The following is a 21,788-nucleotide window of genomic DNA, read 5'->3' as shown; positions in this document are numbered from 1 at the left end:
TTATAGTAAGGTTTCTCGTTTTACAAATATCTTCGTTTAGGAATATACTGGATTTTTAAATTTTATCTAATGGCTACATTTTTAAAAATAATTATATATATGATTTATTATAAAAAAATTATGATTTCAATTAATAAATTTTTGATTTTAGAATTGTATCTAAAACGGTTTAAATAATGAAGGTTTTCCTTCATTTTGCCCACTTTTGTCGCCGGCTCCCCGATTTTAATAAAATAATACCTTGCGAACGAAAAAAGCGAGTAGGACGGCGGCACAGGCGACCACCAACTGACCGGGAAAGGGGAGAACCGAGTAATTCACCAGAGCCGAGGGCAAACTATCGGGAAATACCACTTGACTCCCGCGGGAGTTCAATAGAAATAATCCGATCGTGTAAAGGATGCCAACCAGATGGATCGCCAATAACCCGAAAAGCGCGCCGATGCCGAGGGTTTCCAGTTTGAGCCGCGATCGGAACGACCACCAACCGCAAATCGCCGCACCGGGGATAAAACCGAGAATATAGCCGAAACTCGGTTTTTCGAGATAGTCTAGCCCTCCTCCCTCGGCGAAAACGGGCAACCAGGTTAAACCGAGGAAAACGTAAGCGATCTGCGAGATCAGCGCCGCGTTCCGACCGCCCGCGCAACCGATGAACAGTACCGCCCCGATTTGATAGGTCACGCCTAATCTGTAGGCCGCTAGTGCCGACCCCGACCAACCGGCGATCGATGCCTCGACAAAGGTACTGAAAATCGTCAGCAATAAGCCGATAAACGCCCATAATAACTCGTTGGGAACCGACATCGAATTCCGCTTCGCCGGGGCTTGTTCCGATCGGCGCGATTTAGGTTTCCTGTGGGGATTGGTATTCACCGGGTATCGGGGCTTCTCCCCCGGATAGGCCGAGAGAGGCTAACATTGCGCGATCCTGCTCCGCGGGCTGTCCCAGGGTAGTCAGGTAATGCCCGATCAGCATAGCATTAATTCCCGCCTTTAAGCCCATATTTTGCATTTCTCCCATGATCGCTTCCCGTCCCCCGGCGTAACGGAGGATCTGTCGCGGCAGGATAAACCGGAAAATGGCGATCGCTTGAAGGGCGGTAAAGGGATCGAGTTTCGGGACGTGGCCGAGGGGGGTTCCCTCGCGGGGATTCAACAGGTTGATCGGTACGGATTCGACTTCCAATTCCCGCAGGGAGAGAGCGAGATCGATCCGATCGCCCCAACTTTCCCCCATACCGATAATCCCGCCCGTACAGGCTTGAATTCCCGCCGCTTTGAGGTTTTTCACCGTTTCTACCCGATCTTGCCAGGTGTGGGTGGTGACGATATTCGGGTAAAAGTCCTCGGAGGCTTCTAGGTTGTGATTGTAGCGGGTGACTCCGGCTTCCTTGAGCGCTTCGGCCTGTTCGAGGGTTAGCTCTCCGAGGGCGCAACAGGGTTTAATCCCGGCGTTCTCCCGGATTTCTCGGACGGTTTCCAGAATTTCCTCGAATTCTTTCGATTTCGGGCTATTGTATTTCAAGCCTCGCCCCTGACTGACCAAGCAGAAGCGTTTTGCCCCGGCGGCCGCGGCGGCTTTCGCGCTCTCGACGATTTCCTCGCGACTTTTCATGCCGTAGATCGGCGAATCCTGGCCGGGGTGATAGACGGATTGCGAGCAAAAATTACAATTTTCCGAACAGTTTCCCGATTTAATGTTGATAATGCTACAGAGATCGACCGTATTGCCACAGCAAGCCTGACGGATTCGATCGGCCGCCTCGCAGAGTAGTAGGATGTTCTCCTGTCCCTCGATCGTGGTGAGGGCGATCGCTTCCTCTCGATCGATCCGGTAGCCGTTAATAATCCGCTCGGCCAGTTGTTGCAGGTAAACTTTTAACTCGCTCCCGTCGCGGGGGATTTCGGTAGTAGAAGGGATTGTAGATACTGTTACCACGTTAATCGTCACGATTCCCTATCAGAACAATCCCTTCATTCTATCACCGGGGCGGGGACGGGGCGTTATCGGGAAGGGATCGATCGCTCACCGATGCACGCTTCCGTCGGGTAAGGTCGCCTCGGACAGATTCACATCCCCGAGACGACCGCTCGCGAGATTCACCCCGCGTAAATCGGTGCTTTCTAAAGAAGCGTCGGTTAGGTTGACCCGCGCTAAAATGGCTTCCATCAGATTGACCTGTTTTAGGGAGGTATACCCTAAATTCGCCCTTTTAAGGGTCGCTTTACTTAAATTTACCCCTCTCATACAGGCGGAACTGAAATTGATCCGGTGGGAAATTTGCCCGCTCCCGGCGTTGAACTCGGATAAACGGACTAAACTTTGATCCATATCCCGCAAAACCGCGCCCTTTAACCGCGCTCCCCGGAGATTCGCCCGGCGTAAGCTCGTCCGTTTCAAGAACGCGCCCTCTAGATTCGCCCGGAAAAGCTTACTACCGCTTAAATCGGCCTGGAAGAGATTCGCCTCGGTGAGATCCGCGCCGGAAAGATCGCTCTCGCTAAAATCGACCCGGTTAAAATTGGCGCCGTCGAGATTGACTCCCTGTAAGTTCGCTCCCGAGAGATCCGCGCGGCTCAAATTCGCACCGTCGAGATCGACTCCCTGTAAATTCGCTCCCCGCAAATTCACCCCGGTAAGATTCGCCTTGATCAGTTTCGCGCCCTGTAGGTTCGCGTGACTTAAATCGGCATTCACGAGGGAGCATTTTTCCAAGTTCGTCCAAGCGAGATCCGCGTGGCTCAAATTGACACGATCGAGCCGACTCAGGCTCAGGTTGGCACCCAGCAAGCGAATATAAGAGCCATCGGCCCGATCGAGTTTGCCGGAGGTTAGATCGCAACCGCTCAGATCGGCGCGTTCGAGGAGACAGCGACCGAGATCGATCCCCGACAAATTCAGACCGATTAAAACGATCCGCGCGAGGTCAAGACGGCTAAAATCTCGCTCACCCTGTTCGTAGTGCCAGATGAGCGTGTCCGCCGTCCAAAAATTCGGGTCTAACGTTTCACGTTGTACCTGGGGGATTCCTGTCACGAGTTTTACGGATGCTAGTTTACCTCCAGGGTAAATCCACTCCGGGCGAACCGTCTTCAGAGATTCCCCGCGATCGTCCCGAAGCCTGTCCGGAGAGCTTTCCGCTAATCTACCGTGTCGGTCGATCGCTTTTTGCCGCTCGACCGGTAAACCTCTATCTAAAGTAATAGGGCGGGCGAATCCGCCCACCCTATTGTTTAACTAGAGATCGATTAAACTTTAGCAGTCGAAGTAGAGGGAGAATTCATAGGGATGAGGACGTAACCGCATCGGGTTGACCTCGTTATCGAGTTTGTAGTTGATCCAGTTCTGGATGAAGTCCTCGGTAAAGACACCGGGTTCGGTTAGGAACGCGTGATCTTTTTCGAGACTTTCCAAGGCCGCTTCCAGAGAACCGGGGGTCGAGGGGATCTTGCTCAACTCTTCGGGGCTGAGGTCGTAGATATCGACATCGAGCGGTTCGCCGGGGTCGATCTGGTTCTTGATACCGTCGATACCCGCGCAGAGCATGGCCGCGAACGCGAGGTAGGGGTTCGAGGTCGCGTCGGGACAACGGAACTCTAAACGCTTGGCTTTCGGGTTGGTTCCGGAGAGGGGAATCCGGATCGAGGCGGAACGGTTGCCCTGCGAGTAGGCGAGGTTTACGGGAGCCTCGAAACCGGGGACGAGACGCTTGTAGGAGTTGGTGGTGGGGTTGGTGATCGCCAGTAGCGCGGGAGCGTGTTTGAGTAGACCGCCGATGTAGTAGAGGGCCATCTGGCTCAGTCCGGCGTACTTGTCGCCCGCGAACAGGGGTTGACCGCCTTTCCAGATCGATTGGTGAACGTGCATCCCGGAACCGTTATCGTTAAAGATCGGTTTGGGCATGAAAGTCACGGTTTTCCCGTACTTTCTGGCGACGTTCTTGATGCAATATTTATAGGTCATCAAATAATCCGCGGCGCGCACGAGGGTGGAGAATTTGATCCCTAGTTCGTTCTGTCCGCCAGTCGCGACCTCGTGGTGATGTTTCTCGATCGGTACACCGCAGTCGGCCATCGTCAGTAACATTTCCGTCCGGATGTCCTGAGCGGTATCGGTGGGGGCGACGGGGAAGTAACCTTGTTTGTAGCCCGGTTTATAGGCGAGGTTTCCACCGGGTTCGTCTTTGCCGCTATTCCAGCGACCCTCGACGCTATCCATGTAGTAATAGCCGGAGTTTTCGGTCTGATCGAAGCGAGCGCTATCGAAAAGGAAAAATTCCGCTTCCGGCCCGAAGAATACCGTGTCTCCCAATCCGGTGCTGTTGAGGTAATCGACCGCTTTGCGCGCGATCACGCGGGGGTCACGATTGTACCATTCTCCCGTTCTCGGTTCTTTAATGCTACAGATCATGCTCAGGGTCGGTTCCTTGTAGAAGGGATCGATCCACGCGGTCGTCGGATCGGGAACCATCGCCATGTCGGACTCGTTGATCGCTTTCCACCCGCGAATACTGGAACCATCGAAAGCAACACCGTCCACGAAAGAGCTTTCATCGATCTGATCGTAGTAGAACGAGCAATGTTGCCAGATCCCCGGCATATCGATGAATTTCAGGTCGATCATCTTGATGTTATTGTCCTGAATCATCTTCAAGACTTCTTGTGGCGTTTCAGGCATGAAAAACTCCTTCGATGTATATCTGGGATCTACAGGTTCTCAAAGAATCCATCCTAGGCAGTGGTTTACCGCGCTTTTGTATTTTTCGCTACAAAACCTTCGCTGACAGCTTGAAAAAATCTGTAATTTCTCGTGGCGATCGAGCGTGTCGGGAAGGACGGATGGGTTTATTGTAAAGAAATGTATCGAAAAACGTATCAATTCTTAGAGAACGGGGGGAGTTGGCGCGAGATATTCCTCCCGGAGTTCATCCCTGTGAGAATATAAATGAAGTGAAACTAGAACTTAAGTTTGCTGTTGGGAGAAACCTTTAATGCGAGACGCGGTAACTAACCTCATTAGAAACTACGATGTCACCGGACGTTATCTCGATCGGAACGCGATCGATAGCCTGAAAAGCTATTTCTCGTCCGGAACCGACCGGATCGCGGCGGCCGCTATCATTAACGCTAACTCGGCGGCGATCGCCAAAGGGGCCGGGGCGCGCCTTTTTGAAGAAGTTCCCGAATTAATCCGCGCCGGGGGCAACGCCTACACCACCCGTCGCTATTCCGCCTGTCTCCGGGACATGGACTACTACCTCCGTTACGCCAGTTACGCGCTGGTGGCGGGCGATAATAACGTTCTCGACGAACGGGTATTACAGGGTCTCCGGGAAGTCTACAATTCCCTCGGCGTACCCATCGGCCCCACCGTTCGCGGCATCCAGATCATGAAAGAAATGGTCAAAGCGATGGTCGCCGACGCGGGAATCGCCGATACCTCTTTCATCGATGTCCCCTTCGATCACCTCGCCCGCGAGTTCAGCGATCCGTCTCTGTAGAGGAGTCAGGAGTCAGGAGTCAGGAGGGTAGGGAGTAGGGAGTAAATTTCTCGAAACTCTCGATTTTTTCCCGAAATTATCTCTTCTCTCTCTTGATTCCCCACTCCGAACTCCGAACTCCGAACTCCGAACTCCGAACTCCGAACCCCCTATCCCCCTCATCTTCCCGATCGCCTCGTATCCAGCCACTGTTGTAAGATGATCGTCGCGGCCTGGCGATCGATCGCGCCTTTATCGCGAGTCGAGAATTTTTTCCTCTCTTTTAAGATTTCTTCCGCTTCTAGAGACGTACAGCGTTCGTCCACGTACTCTAGCGGCAATCCCAGGGCGATCGAGAGTCGGGTCGCGTATCTCTGTACCTGTTTCGCCTGCGTTCCCACCTCCCCCGCCATCGTGTAGGGTAAACCGGCGACGAGAATGGTGGCCGCTCTTTCCTTGACAATTTTCTCGAATTGTGGTATATCGAGCGCGAAAGTCGATCGCTCGATCGTGGTGAGTCCCGTGGCGATCAGCCCCGTCCCGTCACAAACCGCCACGCCGACCCGTTTTTTCCCGATATCTAATCCAAGTGCCGAAATTCTCTCCATTAGGCTCGATGACCGTTTTCCGGCGGTTCCGTGGGGGGAGAGGGGGCTTTCGCGTTGCTTTCCGGGGGGGATTCGATCGCCTCGACCGGTTTCGCGGGGGAGTTCGGCCATTTTAGCCAGGAGAACCGGCTAGGGATGGGGGTGCGGGGAACCGGTTGGAGTCCCTGGAGCATTTCCGCGAGTCCCGAGTGTTCCGGTTTGGTTTCCCGGAGTTTGTGCCAGACCGATCGGGACATTAAGAGCGTGTGTTCCATGCGTACCGCGCCCAATCGCTCCAGATATTCCTGCCGTTCGTGCTGGTAATCGGCGGAAATTAACTCTAGGGACTTATTGGGATATTTCCGGGTAATTTTCGCCATCTGAATCAGTAATTTCGGGTAGAGCCAGGTATAGGCGGGATGGACGGTTAATTTCGCCTGATGCGATCGCTCGTCCTGATTGGAAAGCAGGATCTCGAAGTAACCGATCGCCGCTTTGCGCTGTGGCTCGAAAACGTAGCCCCGACTGATTTCCGCGCTCCCGTACCAACCCATCGCCCGATCGACGATCGCCTCGATCAGACCGATTTTAAAATCCTGGAGGTGGCGATCGAACACCTGACGCAACAAAGGCGGCATGGACACGCAATCTAACTGATACAGCAAGCGAGCGTCGGCGTTACTCACCGGGAGTAAATTGGGCAGATCCGGCTCCTCGCGCGCCATTTCCTGTAATAATTGCGGCGGCAACGACCAGTAGGTTAACTCCGCCAGGGGTTGAAAACCGTGTTGACGGTAGAGCGCGAGATGATCTTTCTGGTGGATATTAATTTCTAGCACCCACGTCCGCGCTTCCCAGACCGTTTCCAGGCAATAGCGCAGTAACCGCGCGCCGATCCCGTTAGAATCGCCGAGGGGTTCCGACGGGTTGACGCGGACTTGTTCCACGCGCCAGGTGCTACGACTGCTGTTAAAAGGAGAGACCTCGATCGCGCCGAGAAGTTTTTCTTCCTGTCCCTCTCGATCGACCGCCTCGGCCACGTACACGCTAAAACGATATTGGAAGGGATTGGGGAAAAAACTGAGAATTTTAAACAGTCCGAACCAACGCCGTACCTGTTGCACCCGATCGCGGAACGCTCGCGCCCGCCGATAGGTCGCCTCGTCGAAATCATCGTTGACTAGCGTTTCGATGATTTCTAGATCCCGGTATTGGACGGGACGGATCTGGGTTTCGGGGACGGTAGAGAGGGGGGTGGTCATGGCGGGTAGCGACTACAACGGGGGGATAGCTCGCGACTGGTCAGAATTTGCCGATATTGTCTCCCTTTATCTTACCGATTTTCTTCCTGAAAATTTTCTTAAGAAAAAAATCCCTCTTTCGCAATAATCCTTTACAAAGATTTGTAAACTAGAAACGATACCTCTCGCGAACCGCCGGATTCCGCGCCCGGGATGAGGTCTGGAGCCGTTCTCCAGGAGCTAGGAGGGAGAATTAAGGGATAAAATCTCTTTAAAATCCTCGTTTAACCGATTTATCCCGCTAAATTCTGGATTATCCCCTTTTGGGTCTTTCCCGATCGAACCCGCGCGAGAGGTCTAGTAACTACCCATTAAAAGCCCTAGATAGTTAATGAGACGACTGCTTACTCTGGAAAAAGCCCTGCTGATCGGCCATATCGTATCGATGGCGTTCGGGTTAGCGGGATTATTATTGGTTTTACCCCATCCCGAGTTCGTGGCGAGTCTGCCCGAGATCGGTCAAACCGCCTTCGCTTGGTCGATGGCCGGGGGGGGTGTGGTGTATATGGTGTTGGGAATGGCGGCCGTGGCCGTCTACGCCTACCGGACGCTGGGATTGTGGCACTGGTTGGGATTCATGATCCCGGCGATCGGTCTCTCCTTGAGTAGTGAACTGCTGGGAACGAGTACCGGTTTCCCCTTCGGTCACTATCGCTACCTGTCGGGATTAGGCTACAAGATCGCGGGTTTAGTGCCGTTTACCATTCCTTTATCGTGGTTTTATCTCGGTTTTAGCGCGTATATTATCGCCCGCGCGGGATTGGATACGCTCTCTCTACCGCGATGGGTGAAAGCGATCGGCTCGATCGTCATCGGAGCGGTACTGTTAACCTCGTGGGATTTCGTTCTCGATCCGGCGATGAGTCAGACCGCGATGCCTTTCTGGATCTGGGAACAGCCCGGCGCTTTCTTCGGGATGCCCTACCAGAATTTCGCGGGTTGGTTCGGGACGGGCGCGGTGTTTATGACCGTGGCCGCTGTATTCTGGAAAGCGCGGCCGGTAACGTTACCGAGTCGGGATCTGACCTTGCCCTTCCTGATGTACCTGGGCAATTTCGGGTTCGCGACGATCATGAGTATCGGCGCGGGCATTTATCCGCCGATTTTCTTGGGAATTCTGACGGGGATCGTTCCGATTGTCACTTTATACAATCTGGCTCGTTCTTCCGCCCCGGTACGGGAAACGGAAACGATTGTCACCCCGGCGCTTTCCTCGATCGAGATTCCCGTTGTTTCCGTGGGAGGCACGAAGTAAGTTGTTATCTTCTGTAATCGTGGGTGCGATCGGCTTAGGGCTTTGTGTTTCTCAGTCGATCGCCTTTTTTATCCTCCTATCCCGTCTACTCAAGGGGGCGCGTCGTCGTCCCCCTTTATCTCCCCGTCCGTCTACCCCTGAAATGCTGGGAACGGTGAGCGTTGTCGTGCCGACCTTGAACGAGGTCGAGCGGATCGCCCCCTGTCTGGAGGGGTTGAGTCGGCAGGGTTACGAGGTACGGGAGATCCTGATCGTCGATAGTAATTCCCGGGACGGTACGCGGGAGAAGGTGAAAGACGCGGCCGAACGCGACCCGCGGATTCGCCTGAAAACGGACGATCCCCTGCCCGCGGATTGGGTGGGCCGTCCCTGGGCGTTACACAACGGATTTCTCTTCAGTTCTCCCGAAAGCGAGTGGATTTTGGGGATCGACGCGGATACGCGACCGGAACCGGGGTTAGTGGCCGGGATCGTCACGGCGGCGATCGAGGAGGGGTACGATCTAGTAACCCTATCGCCGCGATTTATCCTTTCCTATCCGGGGGAATGGTGGTTTCAACCGGCTTTATTGATGACATTGCTCTATCGTTTCGATTCCGCGGGAGTGCGGGAACAACCCCCGGAAAGGGTGATGGCGAACGGTCAGTGTTTCTTGTGTAGACGTTCGGTTTTAGAGGCATTAGGCGGCTATTCGGTCGCCAAAGGTTCTTTTTGCGATGATGTTACCCTCGCCCGTTCGATCGCCACGAAGGGATATCGGGTGGGCTTTCTCGACGGGGCGAACCTGATCCGGGTGCGGATGTACGAGGGACTGCGGGAAACCTGGACGGAATGGGGACGCTCGATCGATCTCAAGGACGCTTCCTATCAGTCACAATTAGGGGGAGATCTGGCGTTATTACTGTTAACGCAGGGATTGCCGATAATTGTCGCGCCGTTACTGGCGATCGCTCTCGTTTTCGGCTACGATTTCCCGACGGTAAAAATCGCGCTGGGCTTGAATCTATTGTTGATTTTTATCCGTTTCGCTCTATTATTCGCCGTATCGCCCAGTTACGATCGCTCCGAGAGTTCTTTTCTCGCCTCTCGCTTCTTCTGGCTATCTCCCCTCGCCGATCCCCTCGCGGTAACGAGGATCTTTCTCTCCGCGTTCACCCGTCCCAAACGTTGGCGCGGCCGGGTTTACGGGGATGGGTAGAGGAGATGGGGGAGATGGGGGAGATGGGGGAGATGGGGAGGTGGGGAGATGGAGGAGAAAATATATATTATTGTTTTCTCCTGCCTCCTGCCTCCTGCCTCCTGTCTCCTGACTCCTGACTCCCCACTCCTGCCCCCTGCCTCCCTAGCCGACCACTTTCAAAAGATCGGCGGCGTGGGTGGCGGTGTTTACCTTATCATCGACATAGCCGATCTTGCCTTCCGGGTCGATGATGTAGGTGACGCGCTTGGAGTAGCCGCCCCCATCGACATCGTAGGCTTTGGTTAGCGCGCCATCGACATCCACGAGTAACTGGAAGGGTAAACCGTATTTTTCTTTAAATTTCTGGTGGGAAGCCGCGTCGTCCATACTGACCCCTAGTACGACGATTTCTTTATCCTGGTACTGTTTGTACTCGTCCCGGAAGCTTTGGGCTTCTTTGGTACAACCGGGGGTGTCATCCTTGGGATAGAAATACAAAACCACGACTTTGCCTTTCAATTTGGATAGGGAAACGGTTTTCCCCTCGTCATCGATCGTGGTGAAGTCGGGGGCGATCGTTCCAACGGTTAAAGCCATAGCTCCGATTCCTTTACAAAAATTAACTTCCCTTATCTTATCAAGGTTCGGGGAGTAGGGAAGAAAGAAGACCTCTCGCGGGATTCAAAAAGTTTCGCGTGGTTAAGGAAGCGGGAGCCGGTAGCCGGTCGCTAGGAGGAATAATCAAGAATATTATGGTTAAAAAATTCGGAAAGCTCCTATGTATCTTCTATGATTCTGGTTTTTGGAGTTTTTAACCCCTCGAAAACGAATTACGCGAGCGGTCTAGAAGAAGACACCGCTAGTATTTCGTGGTTCACTTCGCTTCAATATCGCTCTCATCTTTTCTTTCACCTTCTCCGTGGGATAATACAATTAAGAAAAAGTGTCGCGCCCGCCATGAACCACCCCGCGAGTCATACCCGATCGCGCGTGACGATCGTCGAGGAAAACGGGAGCCGTACCCGACTCGACTATCTAACGACGGAAGAACCGCTAGAAATTCGCCTTGTCGAGCCGAAAAAAACGCTCGCCGTCACCATGCGAACTCCCGGGGCGGATTTCGATCTAGTCGCGGGATTTCTCTACGGGGAGGGCGTGATCGAGAGTCGGGATCAGTTGGTCGGAATGCGCTATTGTGTCGATCTCGCCGACGGGCAACAACGGGAGAATATTATTAACGTCTCCCTCGGTGAAGAAACGTCCCGTTTTCTCCCCTCCCTAGAACGACATTTTTTTACGAATAGCGCTTGTGGGGTGTGCGGGAAAGCGAGTTTAGAGACGATTCGAGTCCGCAACCGCGTCCGACGGGACGACGATCGAAAAGTCCGGGCGGAAACCCTTTATTCCCTCGGGGATAAATTGCGATCGGCGCAGGGATTATTTAAAATAACCGGGGGGTTACACGCGGCGGCACTGTTCGATATGGACGGAAATCTGTTAAGATCGCGGGAGGACGTGGGACGACATAACGCTTTAGATAAGTTGATCGGCGCGTCCTTTCTCGCGGGAGAATTACCATTAGAAGGAGGGATCGTGATGGTAAGCGGTCGATCGAGTTTCGAGATCCTACAGAAATGTATTGTCGCGGGAGTGCCGATCGTTTGTAGTGTCTCCGCCCCTAGTAGTTTAGCCGTTACCCTGGCCAGAGAATTCGGTGTCACCTCGATCGGATTTCTCCGGGGAAAGAAATTTAATCTTTATTCGGGTGCCGAACGCGTGATCGCCTCTTGAAAATCCAAAACTTTCCCGCGTTACCCGAACGGTCGATCGGTTTCTTTTTCTCGAACTACTAATCGGTATAATTCTAGTCGATGATGGCGGTTCCCCCGCGCCCGGCCCTCGGAAAACCGATTGGCATTTCCCTCGCCCCGAGGATATCCCGACAGCACCGACAAGAGTTGATCGATCGAATATATCCGGGGAAACGTTAAGATCTTCTTTTAGAAAGAAGTCATTTCACCGATATATTTCTATAATTAGAGGTAAAGCCTCAAAGACTCAAGAAGTTCACAACTCGCAAGGAGAAAGATCATGGCAGATACGAGCAAGCGTGGTTTCGCCTCGATGGATCGGGCAAAACAACGCGAGATCGCTAGTAAAGGTGGCAAAGCGGCTCACGCGAAAGGCACGGCCCACGAGTTCACCCCCGAAGAGGCTCGCGAGGCGGGACGAAAAGGCGGAGAAGCGGTGAGCAGGGATCGCGCCCACATGGCCGAGATCGGTCGTGCGGGAGGCAAAAACTCTCACAAAAACCGCAAGAGTAAGGCCGAGAAAGAAGCCGGAACTTCTAGCGAGGCTTCTCAAGAAACTACGGAAGAGAGCAAGGTTCAGGAAGAAACTAGCGAGGAACCCGAGAAAACCACTCGCAAGAGCCAGAAAAAGAAATAATCTCCTTTCCTCTTTTTAGGATCGCCTCACGATTTTCGACGAGATTTTATCGGCCGCCTCTTGCTGGAGGGGGAGGCCGATAGATTCTCCCGTTTTGTCATTACTGTAAATCCCATTAGAAAAAAGGATTTAGTCATGAAAGAAATCAGTGAAGGGGACGATCGAAGACCGATCGACTCGGAAAATCTCGATCCCGACGAACGGGAAACCATTCCCGCCGAACGGAAACGGGACGTGAAAGAGAGAAACCTAACCGCGAACCCCGGCGATCGGATCGCCGACTACCCGCAATCGATCGAGGAAAAAGCGGAACAGATCGCGGTGGATGTACCCGATATTACCGGAGATCATGTCAAAGTTCCGACCTATTTTATCGTGAAATATCCCGACGGCACCCGAAAAGCGCTTCACCATGTTAAGGATGCCCGGGAAATTTCCGACGTGATCCGCCTGGCGCGGGTCGATGAAAACGGCGATCGGATCTGGTGGTGATCTAAACTATACACGACAAGCCGGCCGCTAGGAATAAAAATATCGCGATTTTTAGCCGGTCGGTCGGGAAGATGTCCGAACTTCCGGACAGAGACAGATAATACCCCGTTCCCTCTCTCGATCGCCCGAAATTAAATCCCCCTCCGATGAGGGGGATCGTTCTCGTTTTCTGGAAATTTCCGGGCGATTCTATTCACCCCGCCCGCGAGAGGGGGGAGCGGAGATCTTCCCGATCCCTAAAAAATTACCGGGCATCGGTTCCCTGGTTGGGATCGCCCTCGACACGGGGGTTATCGGTCGCGGGGGCTTCCGGTCCCGCCGTGGGTTTGATGTCGGCGTGGGTTCCCTGGCCGGTGCGGCGGAGGGCGGGATCGATCGGGGTTTGTTTGCCCCCGGACGCGGCGTAAGTGGTCTCTTTTTTGCCGTTCCCCGTCCCGATCGTTTCTAACTCGTTAGAGGCGAAATTATTCGTGTTCACCCCCGCGTAATTAATTTTATTAAACCGGACGATCACGGGATATTTTGTTTTACTACGCTCGAAAGAAACCACCGTACCGATATCTTGATACCAGAAAGATTCGTGACGGAGAACCCGCACTTTATCACCGCGTTCCATACTAGCGATCCTCGACTTTTCTAAAGGTTATTGTGATGCTCGATGTTCATCTACCCTAGATAAATACCCCTTTTCGATCGCTCCGAGAATCTTTCCCCGGTTGTAACCCGCCGATTTTCCAGATCATCTAAAGTGAGATCCCCCGGCCGATTAAAGATAGAATGACAGTATTGTTTGCCGATTTTCAATTGACCTCATCCCATGACGTTAACCCTGCACAACACCCTGACCCGTCGCGAGGAACCCTTCGATCCGCTCATTCCCGGTAGTGTCGGGATGTATTGCTGTGGTATCACCGTCTACGACTATTGCCACTTGGGTCACGCGCGTACCTGTGTTGTCTGGGATGTGGTCCGTCGTTATTTGCAGTATCTCGGCTATCGAGTTCGCTATATTCAGAATTTCACCGATATCGACGATAAAATCCTCAATCGCGCCAAGCGAGAGGGAACGACGATGGAATCGGTAGCGGAGCGCTTTATCACGGCGTATTTCGAGGATATGGAGAGATTGGGGGTGAAACCGGCGGACGCGTACCCCCGCGCCACCCACACCCTCGACGGGATCAAACGATTGGTCCACGAACTAGAACAGAAGGGCTACGCGTACCCGGCGGACGGGGATGTTTATTACTCGGTTCGCCGTTTCCAGGGTTACGGTAAGTTATCGGGGCGGGAACTCGACGATCTGCGGGCGGGCGCGAGCGGGCGGGTAGAAACCGACGATCCCGAAGCGCTCAAAAAACACGATCCCTTCGATTTCGCACTATGGAAGGGGGCGAAGGAGGGGGAACCGAGTTGGGATTCTCCCTGGGGCAAGGGACGGCCGGGCTGGCATATCGAGTGTTCGGCGATGGTGCGGGAACAGTTAGGGGAGACGATCGATATTCACGTCGGGGGAAGCGATCTGATCTTTCCTCACCACGAGAACGAGATCGCCCAAAGCGAGGCGGCCACGGGAAAACCCCTCGCGCGCTACTGGCTCCATAATGGCATGGTGAAGGTCGGCGGCGAGAAAATGTCGAAATCGTTGGGAAATTTCATCACGATTCGGGAGCTATTGGATAAATACGAGCCGATGGCGGTGCGATCGCTGATTCTGGGGGCGCATTACCGCAAACCGATCGATTTTACCGACGAGGGATTACAGGCGGCTACCAATGGCTGGCACACGCTCCGGGACGGATTATCGTTCGGCTACCGGTACCTGTCGGGGGAAAACGGCGGGGGTTCGATCGAACCGGAACTGGAACATCGCTTTATCGAGGCGGTGAATCACGATTTTAACTTCGCGGGCGGATTGGCGGTTCTGTTCGAGATCGCGAAGGAGTTACGCAAGGAAGGGAATAATTTATCGCACACGGGTAAGACGGAAGCGAGTTTAGAAGATCTAGCGGTAAAATGGCACACGCTCGCTCGATTGGCGGGGGTTTTAGGGTTGGAAATCGATCCGGCCTCGATCGATCTTCCGGCGACGGACGGCATCTCGGATAGCGAGATCGAGGCGTTAATCCAACAGCGGGCCACCGCGAAAAAGGCGAAAAATTACGCGGAAAGCGATCGCATTCGCGAGGAGTTGAAATCGCGGGGGATCGCGCTGATCGATCGGCCCGGTGGCGTGACGACGTGGATCAGGGAGGGATAACGCTCTTCGGGTTTTCGCGGTTTCTTCTAGGACACGATCGCTCTCTCGCGATTAACTGTATTGTGAACTACATTTTGCCGACGGAATTGAAAAGATTCTCGGTATTTTTTCGCGGATCGCGCGCGCGGGTTCGATCGGGGAAATTTCGCGATCGAGGAAGATCGGGGTTTTGTTAAGCCCCCGTAAAGATCGGGAATCACGCGCTTTAAAACGTAAAGTTTTTATTAAGCGCTGGCGAAAATTCGGAAATCAAGTAATAATTCTTGAAGAGGTTGATCGTGATTCGCCCGAACTACTATGCTGGAAAACTTGTTAGCCCCGATTTTGTTGAGTCAGAACTTTTACGTTTACCTAACACCCGTCAATAAGGTCGCTGTCGAACGTAAAATCACCGAGAAGCGAGCGCTCAACGCCTACCAGATAGCGCCGGTGGAAATCAGTAATATTTTAGGTTTTCAACCGCAGTGCGGAAAACCCGTCGTTCAAGGGAATAGCCGGACGCAGATTCACTGTACCTGGACGGAAGGCTCGCGCGAGATTAAAGCTTACTGGTCGGAGCCGTGGAATTTTCAGCGATGGGAATCTACCGGCTTTTAATTTTCGATCGAACCGATGGACATCGAGGGTGAATTCAACTTCATCACGGCAGAAAAATCGCTAAGATTGTTTCCCGTTAGCCTATTGTTCCCCGACTATTTTAAAAATTAATTCGCTCCGCTTTTCGTCTCCGCTTTCCGTCTGATCCAGAGAGCGAGAACCCCGAGAAATCCTAATCCCAGTAACCCCGCGAGAGGGTTGTTATCGATACCCGTTACCCAAGAGGGAACGCGTCCGGTCGGAGAAACGAGATCGCCGACATCCAAGATATAGTAAGACCAGATTAAACCCGCGTGAAGACCGATACTCATCCCTAATCGATCGCCTGTCGCGCGTTTCGCCCACGCTAAAATCATTCCTAAAAGAACCAGCGCGGGAAATTGGGGGAAAGTGCGGATCACTTCGGCGAGGGGTTTGATAAAATGAACGAGGGCGAAAATCAGCGAGGTAATCCACAACGGCAGGGGATCGCGATAATCCTTCCCGAACTCGTACAGCAACCAGCCGCGAAAGAGTATTTCCTCGGCGAAACCCACTCCTAACGCCGTTAACGAACCTTCTAGAATCAGTCGGGTAACATTCATCCCCGGCGCTTGCCAGGCGATCCAACCGAATAGCGAGCCGACGAGAAAAAGAACGAAAGGAAGGATCAGACCGATCGCTAACCCGTTCAAACACTCGATTCCCGTTTTCCGTCGCCATACTAAACCGTAAGCGGCTAAACCCCGATCGCCGTGAACCTGCCGACTCCAGCGGTTCGATAGCCAGAGAAATTCGACGTAAACCGTTACCAACACGACGATCGAGACGATTTTCGGCTCGTTCGGAAAGAGGAGATAGACGGGACCCGCGATCGGTAGCCAGAGACACAGCAGGAAGACGAGAAAGAGGATCAGTCTCGCGAGAACCGGATAAGAGGCGATCGATTTGTTCAAATTATTTTTTCTCCCCCGTTCTGCCCGTCTCCCCGTGGCGTGAAATTACTCGTCCGGTTCGATCGAACTATCCAAACCGTGATTTTTCAGGGTTTCACAATAAAATTCCGCGTGTTCCTGAATACAGGTGATCACCAGCGCGGTGCCGTTGGTGTGCGCTTCCATCATGATATCGACCGCTTGGGGTTGGGTCATCCCGGCGATCGTCTGCATGAGAGTTTGAACGACATACTCCATCGAGTTAAAGTCATCGTTGTGGAGTAAGACGCGGTAACGGGGGGCGGGTTTACGGATAGTGGATGTCGAGCGCTTCTCGATAACTTCTGTAGACACCGTTAAATTCCTCCAGTAAATCGCGTGACACGAGTATTGATTCAACTTTTCGCAGTGTACTATAAATTTTCCCGATCGGGGAAGGGCGCGTTTATTCGAGAATCGTCACCGGATCGCCTACCGCTATCATCCCCGTCTTTCGGGGGATGACATTTTCCCCGAACATGATCCCGCCAGCAAAAGTCCGGTAGGTGGCGAGGGTTTTTAACGGTTCCTTCGTCGGGTTTCTTTCCCCCGTTTGTTGATCGGTGGTGGTGATCAGGCAACGACTACAGGGTTTGACGAGGGAATAGAGAATTCCCGCGATCTCGATCGATTTCCACCCGCTCTCGATAAAGGGACGCTCGCTCTCGATGACGAGATTGGGACGGAAACGGATCATCGGGATTTTTTCGGTCAGTCGATCGTTTAAATCGGCGAGTGAAGCGGTATTGGTTAATAAAATCGGGTATCCGTCGGCGAAACTGACGGGAGTTGACGAATCGCCCGCGTAGCTCGGGTTAACCGGACGGATCTCGTCGGGAGATTGCCGGACTAATCGACAGGGAATTTCCAGAACCTCCTCGAACCAGCGCGCCACCTCGTCCCCCTGATCGATGGCGATCGCCCGATCTCCCCACACTTCCACGGGAATTTTTTCGCCGGTGAAAGTGGGTTGAAAGGAGATCTCTCGATCGCCCGCGGATAGCGCGATACTCTCTCCCGCTAACGTTACCCCGATCGTGGCCATTTTCGGGTGTTGTCGCTGGGTGAGAAATTTACCGCTCGCGTCCACTAGCATCATTTCCCGATCGTGCCGGAAGCCTTTCGGGGTAACTTCCGCGCGCGATAGGGAAATGCCTCGGCAGGATTTAATCGGGTAGATATAGAGAGAATTAACGCGCATTTTCTTGGAAGGTAGCGATATATTCTTTCGCGACATCCTCCCACGTCCAGAGGTTAATTTTCGAGGGGATGTCTTCGGGAAGGAGACGGGGGATCGGGGCGCGGATAAATTCTTCGAGACGATCGGCGAGCGCGTCCGCGTCTCCCGCGGGGAAAAACCGAGTTCGATCGCCACAATTATACAATTCTACCTGTTCGCGAAACACTTCCAGATCGGAGACGATCGCCGGGATTCCCCGGACGATCGATTCGGCCAGCGCTAACCCGAAACCCTCGTATTTCGAGGTGAACACCACGCAGGAGCAGATTCGGTAATAGAATTCGAGTGTTTCGTAATCTTGATAGCCCAGTCCCTCGATATAGCGATCGATAATTTCTCGATTTTCCGCGTGAATTCGATTACATTCTTCTAAATAGTCTCGATATTCTTCCGTTTTCGATTGTTGGGATAACTGAAGTTTTCCGTTCAAGAGGCTATCGGTTTCTTTGCCGATCAGGACGATCTTGAAGTTCAAGTCTTTTCGAGCGAGTTTAACCGCCGCTTTCACTAAAGTGAGATGATCTTTATAGATGCCGAAGGAGGACGGATAGTAGAACGTTACGGGGTCGGATCTCTCCGGAGTATTTTCGGTCGATGGCCGGTCGATCGATCCCGCGAGGGGAATAGCTTTTATTTTTCTCTCGTAGGTGGCGTTGGGAAAAACTCGTAGGATCTCGTTTTTTGTTTTGCGAGAGTTAGTAAAGATAATATCGGCTTTATCTAGCCATTCTTTTAAGAGTTCATCGTAGGTTTCCCGATAGGATTCCGAATAGGTTAGCGGGGCGAATCTCCAGAATAAATCGTGCGAGAGTCCACTTAAGGGAACTTTAAGATTCGGGGGGGTAACTCGATTGATCATCGGGTAAAAACAATGATCGGCGCCGTATCGATCGATCACCTGATTGATTCTCGCCTCGATCCGTAATCTTACTAACCGTCGGCTGAAAAGCTCGTGAATCCGTTCGAGTTTTATCGTTTTATAAAATGCGGCGAGCAGATCGTAGAGCGCGAAGATTTTGGGTTCTACGCTGTTTTTATAAAAGGCAAAATCTTCGTAAACAAACTTTTCGGATTCGGGGAGTACGGATTGAAAATACGGAATTTGTCCGCGCGGAATGAGAAAAATAATTTGTTCGACAAACGGTAACAAATTCGGGATCAAAGATATAATGACTCTTTCGACTCCTCCTTTCCGGTAAAACTCGATCGGGATAACAATTTTCATAAATCTCCTAAGAACCTAGATCGCGATCGAATCCTGAATAATTCTCTCGGTTCCACGCGGGAAAAAGCGCAAGCGATGTTTCGGTAGCGCGCGCGAGATCGAGCTTCCGCGTATCCGATAAAACCTTAACGACCATCTCTACGATCTGTCAAGGGGTTCGTTTCCGGGGAAGTTCGATCGAGAAATCTCCCCGTGACTCCGAGAGCGGATCGATCGAGCGTCAACCCGCGCCCGCTACGGTCTCCCCGGCGATAGATCCCGGGAGAGAAAGCCCGAGAAAAGACGTTTTCAGCCAGGATTTCCAACTTTCGCCCCCGCCAGAAACTCCGTCACGCGAGAACTTCGCGATTGTCTTTTGGTGTTATGATCAGGCACGTATTTTTCAGCCGAGCGACAGATTCGTTTATTCCCATCGATTGTACAGGAACCGAATGTCTCAATCTACTCCGCCCCGGAAATCCGGCCCCAAAACCTCCCTCGAACGATGGTTACGCTCCAGCGCGCCCGCTCTAGTGCGAGTGAAACAGCGCTTGAGCGCCCGTCGCTGGCCCGAGCGATCGATCGTTATCTATATGGAAAAGTATCGCCCCAAGCTCCCGACGGAAGTGTGGCAGTACGGCGCGAGCGGAACTCAGGCGGCGGTCACTTTTCTATCGCGAGAATGGACGAAACGCGGCTACGAGGTCACGATTTTCGGGAATTGCGAGGGCATGGAAGGAGAGGAAGACGGCATTCGTTACGTGAATTACTATCGTATGAACTGGGAGGATCACTTCGAGACGCTGGTGATCTCCCGCCACCCGACCTACCGCCGTCCCCACACCCGTGCCGAACGGGTTTTTTTTGATTGGCAGGATATTAAAGTACCGGCAAGCTCCTATACACCGGAAATTCTGGGCGGCTACAGCAAAATTTTCTGTAAAAGCCAATATCAGCGCGATCTTCTCGATTTTATGCCCGATCGCCAGTGCGCCATCGTTCCCAACGGCATAGATAGCTCGCTGTTGAACGTGAGCGAGACCGTACCCGAGAGCGAGCGTTTACCCTATCGCCTGGTCTACGCCTCCCGCTACTACCGGGGGTTAGAGTCGATGTTGCGAGATGGCTGGCCGATCATCAAGCGGGAGATTCCCGAGGCGGAACTACATCTCTACTACGGTTTTACCAAGCGGGACGACGCTCCGGACAAACGGGAAGCGCGCGATCGCCTGATCGCGTTGATCGAGGCCAGTCCGGGGGTGGTCGATCGCGGCATGGTCGGCTACCGTCAATTGATCGAGGAAAAAGCTCGCTCGGCCATCCATTACTACGGTTGTACCTATCGGGAAATCGACTGTATTTCCGCGCGCGAATCGGCGGTCGTGGGTTGTGTGCCGGTGGTGACGGATTTCGCCGTTTTCCAAGAGAAAGACTACTGCGTGAAAGTCCCCGGTGAACCCGCTGACCCCGCCACCCAGCAAGCCCTGGCCTGGAAAGTGGTCGAGCTACTGAAAAATCCCGATCGATTGCAACAAGAACGCGAACGGTGTCGGGCGATCGCGGCGCGCGATACTTGGGAAAGCTCGGCCGCCGCTTGGGCCGAAGCGATCGAGGCCGGTTCCTGATCGTCGGGAAGAGACGTTTTCCCGAGAGGGTTATTCGCGGGAAATCTCTCCGGGATCGGGTTTGAGGAGATAGGGAAAGCCCATCGGCACGGGGATCTCGATTCCCTCTTCCCGGTAGCGACGGTGGAGACGTTTGATAAATTCGTGTTTCAGCGTCAGGTGATCGAAAAATTCCTCCTCGGCTATCTGGAGATAAACGGTGAGGGAGATACTGTAGTAATCGAATTTCCCGTAACGCGTGAACGGGAGCTTTTTGGCGTTATCCGTTACGGGAGCGCCGCACACCTCGCGCGCGACTTCTAGGGTAACTTTTTCGACGGTTTCTAGGTCGCTATCGTAGGCGATGCCGATCTCGACGGGAACGATCAGGGTTCGATCGGGTAAACTATAGTTCCGGAAACTAGAGGAAAGAATCTGTGTATTCGGGATAACGAGTAAGTTTTCGGTGATTTCCTCGACAACGGTGTATTTTAACTCCACGTCGCGCACGTAGCCCGATTCCCCGGTTTTGAGTTCAATATAATCCCCCACCCGGACTTTTTTCGAGGTGATGATCGTGATCCCGGACATGAGGTTCGCGAGGGTACTCTGTAAGGCTAACCCGATCGAGACCCCGCCGATCCCGAAGGCCGTCAGCAGGGGAGTGATCGAGATGCCGATCGATCCGAGGATAATCAGGAAACCACAGCTAAAAATCACCACTTTCGCCAGAAATTCAAACAGGGTGGTTAGCGGGGAAATCCCGTCATCCCCGGTCGTGTACACCCGCAAAATTTCCACCGATACCTGCGCGACGACTAGCGTGGCTGAGGATAAAAAAACGACTAAAAGGCTATCTTTGAGAAACGCGATAAACCCCGGGAATAAGGGTAAATTGGGCAGGGAGAGAGCGATCGTTAGCCCCAAGATCCCGAACCATAGCAAACTGAACCCTCGGATCGATTTTAAAATCCCCTCGGACAATCGGAAGTTCTTGTCGCGGGCGATTTTCAGCAGTTCCCCGATCACCCGTTTCTCGAAAACCCAACCCAACAGGAGACATCCCAGGAAAATTAACAGGGGAATGACGATATCCGGCCAGTGTTCCAGATTGATAAAGGAGTTCATCAGATCTCTCGGGAAATTGAAAAATTCTCGCGTGGTTAACGAAAAAGGAATCGCGC

At 53.0% G+C, this 21,788-nt stretch carries 23 protein-coding genes and 1 pseudogene; 11 read left to right on the top strand and 13 right to left on the bottom strand.

Annotated features, from left to right (window positions below; genetic code table 11):
• Nucleotides 1–225: 225 nt before the first annotated feature.
• The 3 genes from V0288_RS05815 to V0288_RS05805 all read right to left on the bottom strand — a co-directional run bounded on the left by V0288_RS05815 (nucleotide 226) and on the right by V0288_RS05805 (nucleotide 3,040).
• A complete protein-coding gene (locus tag V0288_RS05815; RefSeq protein ID WP_422661910.1) occupies nucleotides 226–876 on the bottom strand; it encodes a biotin transporter BioY in 651 nt (216 codons plus the stop codon).
• Nucleotides 848–1,906 (bottom strand): biotin synthase BioB, encoded by a 1,059-nt coding sequence (bioB, locus tag V0288_RS05810; protein ID WP_422661913.1) that lies wholly within the window; start codon nucleotides 1,904–1,906, stop codon nucleotides 848–850. The genes V0288_RS05815 and bioB overlap by 29 nt, the downstream gene beginning before the upstream one ends.
• A 123-nt stretch (nucleotides 1,907–2,029) precedes the next feature.
• Entirely contained in the window at nucleotides 2,030–3,040 is a 1,011-nt protein-coding gene (locus tag V0288_RS05805) for a pentapeptide repeat-containing protein (protein WP_332864093.1), read from the bottom strand.
• An 11-nt stretch (nucleotides 3,041–3,051) separates the two neighbouring features.
• On the opposite strand from V0288_RS05805, the gene V0288_RS05800 reads away from it, so the two are divergent.
• On the top strand, nucleotides 3,052–3,207 hold the full coding sequence (locus V0288_RS05800; RefSeq protein ID WP_332864092.1) for a hypothetical protein: 156 nt from the start codon (nucleotides 3,052–3,054) through the stop codon (nucleotides 3,205–3,207).
• Nucleotides 3,208–3,259: 52 nt separating this feature from the next.
• Here the strand turns inward: V0288_RS05800 and glnA are convergent, their stop codons facing one another.
• Nucleotides 3,260–4,681 (bottom strand): type I glutamate--ammonia ligase, encoded by a 1,422-nt coding sequence (gene glnA / locus V0288_RS05795; RefSeq protein WP_332864091.1) that lies wholly within the window; start codon nucleotides 4,679–4,681, stop codon nucleotides 3,260–3,262.
• 14 nt (nucleotides 4,682–4,695) lie between these two features.
• Here glnA and V0288_RS05790 point away from each other — a divergent pair, with 14 nt between their 5' ends.
• On the top strand, nucleotides 4,696–4,857 hold the full coding sequence (locus V0288_RS05790; protein ID WP_332864090.1) for a hypothetical protein: 162 nt from the start codon (nucleotides 4,696–4,698) through the stop codon (nucleotides 4,855–4,857).
• A 137-nt stretch (nucleotides 4,858–4,994) separates the two neighbouring features.
• Nucleotides 4,995–5,504 (top strand): allophycocyanin subunit beta, encoded by a 510-nt coding sequence (gene apcB / locus V0288_RS05785; protein ID WP_332864089.1) that lies wholly within the window; start codon nucleotides 4,995–4,997, stop codon nucleotides 5,502–5,504.
• Nucleotides 5,505–5,662: 158 nt separating this feature from the next.
• On the opposite strand, the gene ruvX is transcribed toward apcB, so the two are convergent.
• Together ruvX and V0288_RS05775 are read right to left on the bottom strand one after the other, a co-directional pair.
• Entirely contained in the window at nucleotides 5,663–6,091 is a 429-nt protein-coding gene (ruvX, locus tag V0288_RS05780) for a Holliday junction resolvase RuvX (RefSeq protein WP_332864088.1), read from the bottom strand.
• Nucleotides 6,091–7,332, bottom strand: a complete 1,242-nt coding sequence (locus tag V0288_RS05775; protein ID WP_332864087.1) for a GNAT family N-acetyltransferase — start codon at nucleotides 7,330–7,332, stop codon at nucleotides 6,091–6,093. The genes ruvX and V0288_RS05775 overlap by 1 nt, the downstream gene beginning before the upstream one ends.
• 370 nt (nucleotides 7,333–7,702) lie before the next feature.
• Between V0288_RS05775 and cruF the strand changes: the two genes are divergently transcribed.
• Together cruF and cruG are read left to right on the top strand one after the other, a co-directional pair.
• A complete protein-coding gene (cruF, locus tag V0288_RS05770) occupies nucleotides 7,703–8,626 on the top strand; it encodes a gamma-carotene 1'-hydroxylase CruF (protein ID WP_332864086.1) in 924 nt (307 codons plus the stop codon).
• Between the two features lies 1 nt (nucleotide 8,627).
• Complete coding sequence (cruG, locus tag V0288_RS05765; RefSeq protein WP_332864085.1) at nucleotides 8,628–9,824, top strand: 2'-O-glycosyltransferase CruG; 1,197 nt, start codon at nucleotides 8,628–8,630, stop codon at nucleotides 9,822–9,824.
• 144 nt (nucleotides 9,825–9,968) lie between these two features.
• Here cruG and V0288_RS05760 read toward each other — a convergent pair whose 3' ends face one another.
• The gene (locus V0288_RS05760) at nucleotides 9,969–10,403 is read right to left on the bottom strand and encodes a peroxiredoxin (RefSeq protein WP_332864084.1); all 435 of its coding nucleotides are present in this window, start codon (nucleotides 10,401–10,403) and stop codon (nucleotides 9,969–9,971) included.
• A 360-nt stretch (nucleotides 10,404–10,763) separates the two neighbouring features.
• On the opposite strand from V0288_RS05760, the gene fdhD reads away from it, so the two are divergent.
• The 3 genes from fdhD (at nucleotide 10,764) to V0288_RS05745 (ending at nucleotide 12,746) form a co-directional block, all read left to right on the top strand.
• Nucleotides 10,764–11,597 carry a formate dehydrogenase accessory sulfurtransferase FdhD gene (fdhD, locus tag V0288_RS05755; RefSeq protein WP_332864083.1) on the top strand — a complete coding sequence of 278 codons (834 nt, stop codon included), beginning with the start codon at nucleotides 10,764–10,766 and terminating at the stop codon, nucleotides 11,595–11,597.
• A gap of 300 nt (nucleotides 11,598–11,897) precedes the next feature.
• Nucleotides 11,898–12,254: a KGG domain-containing protein gene (locus tag V0288_RS05750; RefSeq protein ID WP_332864082.1), complete on the top strand. Its 357-nt coding sequence runs from the start codon at nucleotides 11,898–11,900 to the stop codon at nucleotides 12,252–12,254.
• 135 nt (nucleotides 12,255–12,389) lie between these two features.
• On the top strand, nucleotides 12,390–12,746 hold the full coding sequence (locus tag V0288_RS05745) for a hypothetical protein (RefSeq protein ID WP_332864081.1): 357 nt from the start codon (nucleotides 12,390–12,392) through the stop codon (nucleotides 12,744–12,746).
• A 415-nt stretch (nucleotides 12,747–13,161) separates the two neighbouring features.
• Here V0288_RS05745 and V0288_RS25265 read toward each other — a convergent pair.
• Nucleotides 13,162–13,362 (bottom strand): annotated as a pseudogene (locus V0288_RS25265) (photosystem I reaction center subunit IV); the annotation flags it as partial.
• A gap of 201 nt (nucleotides 13,363–13,563) precedes the next feature.
• Between V0288_RS25265 and cysS the strand changes: the two are divergent.
• Together cysS and V0288_RS05730 are read left to right on the top strand one after the other, a co-directional pair.
• A complete protein-coding gene (gene cysS, locus V0288_RS05735) occupies nucleotides 13,564–15,006 on the top strand; it encodes a cysteine--tRNA ligase (RefSeq protein ID WP_332864080.1) in 1,443 nt (480 codons plus the stop codon).
• A 297-nt stretch (nucleotides 15,007–15,303) separates the two neighbouring features.
• Entirely contained in the window at nucleotides 15,304–15,603 is a 300-nt protein-coding gene (locus V0288_RS05730) for a hypothetical protein (RefSeq protein WP_332864079.1), read from the top strand.
• A gap of 107 nt (nucleotides 15,604–15,710) precedes the next feature.
• On the opposite strand, the gene V0288_RS05725 is transcribed toward V0288_RS05730, so the two are convergent.
• The 4 genes from V0288_RS05725 to V0288_RS05710 form a co-directional block, all read right to left on the bottom strand.
• Entirely contained in the window at nucleotides 15,711–16,538 is an 828-nt protein-coding gene (locus tag V0288_RS05725) for a CPBP family intramembrane glutamic endopeptidase (protein WP_332864078.1), read from the bottom strand.
• Between the two features lie 45 nt (nucleotides 16,539–16,583).
• On the bottom strand, nucleotides 16,584–16,871 hold the full coding sequence (gene clpS / locus V0288_RS05720; RefSeq protein WP_332864077.1) for an ATP-dependent Clp protease adapter ClpS: 288 nt from the start codon (nucleotides 16,869–16,871) through the stop codon (nucleotides 16,584–16,586).
• 91 nt (nucleotides 16,872–16,962) lie between these two features.
• On the bottom strand, nucleotides 16,963–17,757 hold the full coding sequence (locus V0288_RS05715; RefSeq protein WP_332864076.1) for an MOSC domain-containing protein: 795 nt from the start codon (nucleotides 17,755–17,757) through the stop codon (nucleotides 16,963–16,965).
• Nucleotides 17,747–19,021: a glycosyltransferase gene (locus V0288_RS05710; RefSeq protein WP_332864075.1), complete on the bottom strand. Its 1,275-nt coding sequence runs from the start codon at nucleotides 19,019–19,021 to the stop codon at nucleotides 17,747–17,749. The genes V0288_RS05715 and V0288_RS05710 overlap by 11 nt, the downstream gene beginning before the upstream one ends.
• Before the next feature lie 431 nt (nucleotides 19,022–19,452).
• On the opposite strand from V0288_RS05710, the gene V0288_RS05705 reads away from it, so the two are divergent.
• The gene (locus V0288_RS05705) at nucleotides 19,453–20,625 is read left to right on the top strand and encodes a glycosyltransferase (RefSeq protein ID WP_332864074.1); all 1,173 of its coding nucleotides are present in this window, start codon (nucleotides 19,453–19,455) and stop codon (nucleotides 20,623–20,625) included.
• 30 nt (nucleotides 20,626–20,655) lie between these two features.
• Here V0288_RS05705 and V0288_RS05700 read toward each other — a convergent pair whose 3' ends face one another.
• Nucleotides 20,656–21,732, bottom strand: coding sequence for a mechanosensitive ion channel family protein (locus V0288_RS05700; protein WP_332864073.1), 1,077 nt, complete (start codon nucleotides 21,730–21,732; stop codon nucleotides 20,656–20,658).
• Nucleotides 21,733–21,788 lie beyond the last annotated feature (56 nt).

Origin of the sequence: Pannus brasiliensis CCIBt3594, assembly GCF_036688125.1 — a bacterium.
In the GTDB taxonomy this organism is placed as follows: Bacteria; Cyanobacteriota; Cyanobacteriia; order Cyanobacteriales; family Microcystaceae; genus Pannus; species Pannus brasiliensis.
The sequence above is the reverse complement of the archived record's forward strand: the minus strand, read 5'-3'. Positions and strand labels throughout refer to the sequence as shown.